The sequence below is a fragment of the Streptomyces capoamus genome (genome assembly GCF_014654935.1).
GTDB lineage: Bacteria > Actinomycetota > Actinomycetes > Streptomycetales > Streptomycetaceae > Streptomyces > Streptomyces capoamus.
In genome coordinates this window covers 792-2,092 of sequence record NZ_BNBF01000042.1, presented here as the reverse complement: position 1 = coordinate 2,092, position 1,301 = coordinate 792, and the positions used below count along the sequence as shown (strand labels likewise).

The window sequence follows — 1,301 nt, the reverse complement described above, 5'->3', positions numbered from 1 at the left end:
GCCTACGAGGCGCTGCGCGGCGAGGGCTTCCTGGAGTCCCGGCGCGGGGCCGGCAGCTGGACCGCGGTGCCGGCCGGCAACCCGGTCCCGGCCCGCGGCCTGGAACCGCTGCCCCCCGAGGCCCTCGGCTCGGTGATCGACCTGGGCTGCGCCTCGCTCCCGGCGCCCGAACCCTGGCTCACCCGGGCCGTCCGGGGCGCCCTGGAGGAGCTGCCGCCGTACGCCCACACCCACGGTGACTACCCGGCCGGACTGCCGGCCCTGCGCTCGATGATCGCCGAGCGCTACACCGCGCGCGGGATCCCCACCATGCCGGAGCAGATCATGGTGACGACCGGCGCGATGGGCGCGATCGACGCGATCTGCCACCTCTTCGCCGGCCGCGGCGAGCGGATCGCCGTGGAGTCCCCGTCCTACGCCAACATCCTCCAGCTGATGCGCGAGACGGGGGCCCGGCTGGTCCCCGTCGCCATGGCCGAGGGCCTGTCCGGCTGGGACATGGACCGCTGGCGCCAGGTCCTGCGCGAGGCCGCGCCCCGGCTCGCCTACGTGGTCGCCGACTTCCACAACCCCACCGGGGCGCTCGCCGACGAGGACCAGCGGCGCCGGCTGGTGGACGCGGCCCGCTCGGCCGGCACGGTGCTCGTCGCCGACGAGACGATGTCCGAGCTGTGGCTCGACGAGGAGTTCCGGGGCGGCGGCATGCCCCGGCCGGTGTGCGGGTTCGACCCGGCCGGCTCCACCGTGATCACCGTGGGCTCGGCCAGCAAGGCGTTCTGGGCCGGCATGCGCATCGGCTGGGTGCGGGCGGCTCCGGACGTCGTCCGCAGCCTGGTCGCCGCGCGGGCGTACGCCGACATGGGCACGCCGGTGCTGGAGCAGCTGGCCGTGAACTGGCTGTTCAGCACCGGTGGCTGGGAGCAGGCCGTCGAGCTGCGCCGCGCCCAGGCCCGGGGGAACCGGGACGCCCTGGTGGCGGCGGTCCGCCGGGAGCTGCCCGACTGGGAGTTCGAGGTGCCGCGCGGCGGGCTGACCCTCTGGGTGCGCGCCGGCGGCCTGTCCGGCTCCCGGCTCGCGGAGGCGGGCGAGCGGACCGGCGTCCGCGTGCCGTCCGGGCCCCGCTTCGGCGTCGACGGGGCCTTCGAGGGCTACGTCCGGCTGCCCTTCACCGTGGGGGGAGCGGTCGCCGAGGAGGCGGCGGCACGGCTCGCCGCCGCCGCGCGCCTGGTGGAGTCCGGCGCGTCGGGCGGCACGGAGGCGCCGCGCACGTTCGTCGCGTGACCGACGGGGCGCTGCCCCGA

The 1,301-nt window shown here is 77.2% G+C and carries 1 protein-coding gene; it reads left to right on the top strand.

Going from position 1 to position 1,301, the window contains the following annotated elements; all coding sequences use genetic code 11:
- The coding region (locus IE312_RS36260; RefSeq protein WP_229900869.1) for an SCO1417 family PLP biosynthesis transcription factor at positions 1-1,281 on the top strand (1,281 nt) is incomplete at its 5' end.
- Between the last annotated feature and the right edge of the window lie 20 nt (positions 1,282-1,301).